Annotated in this window: 1 protein-coding gene; it reads right to left on the bottom strand. The window is 72.4% G+C overall.

Annotated elements, in window-relative coordinates:
• Positions 1-50: 50 nt before the first annotated feature.
• Positions 51-683, bottom strand: coding sequence for a histidine kinase (locus AB1460_RS38010; protein WP_368967443.1), 633 nt, complete (start codon positions 681-683; stop codon positions 51-53).
• Between the last annotated feature and the right edge of the window lie 37 nt (positions 684-720).

Below are 720 nucleotides of genomic sequence, written 5' to 3'. Positions count from 1 at the left end.
TGCATTCTAGTCTCTCTCGTGTCTCGTGGGCTCGGAGATGTGGATAAGTGTCAGCCCGTGTTGAACTCCAACGCCCCCGCATGCACCGCCAGCAGCGACAGTCGATGCCCCAGCACGTCATGCATCTCCCGCGCGATCTCCTCACGCACCTGCGCCCGGGCCTGGTCGCCACGCAGCGCCGCATCCGCCTCCGCCAGCTCCGCCCGCTCCCGCAGCGACGCGATCAGCTGCCCGCGGGACTGCCGGAACAACCCCCACCCCACCGCCCCGGCCACCAGCGTGAAATACGTCAACGCCCGACCGACCCGGTCCTCCTCCAGACCGTCGACCCGCCACAGGAACAGCGGCAGCGGCGCGAACGCCAGCGCCGCCACCCACGCCGTCACCCGCCGCGGGCACCGGGCCGCGACCGTGAACACCGCCACCACCACCGGACCGGCCAGCAGCGGCGTCTGCGTATCCGCGACCAGCAGCACCACCGCCAGCGGCACCGGCCACCGCCGCCGCCCCAGCAACGCCACACAGCCGACCACCGCCGCCACCGCGTCGACAGCCCGCCACAGTGCCCCCCGTTCCTCCAGGACCGGAACGGAATCGGCGACGAAGACAGCGAACCCCGCCGCGCACAGCATCAGCGCCACATCAGCGGCCCGCGCACGGCAGGCGGCCTGCACAGCGCGCATGCCCCGGCAATCTACGCGGACCCCCACACCCCCACAC

Source organism: Parafrankia sp. FMc2, from assembly GCF_041008525.1.
Lineage (GTDB): Bacteria > Actinomycetota > Actinomycetes > Frankiales > Frankiaceae > Parafrankia.
Note: the sequence above shows the minus strand (reverse complement) of the source record. Positions and strands in the feature narration are given on the sequence as shown.

Bases quoted from the DNA above. Each gene is read 5' to 3' on its own strand.
- AB1460_RS38010 (WP_368967443.1), bottom strand. From the start codon at position 683: ATGCGCGCTGTGCAGGCCGCCTGCCGTGCGCGGGCCGCTGATGTGGCG.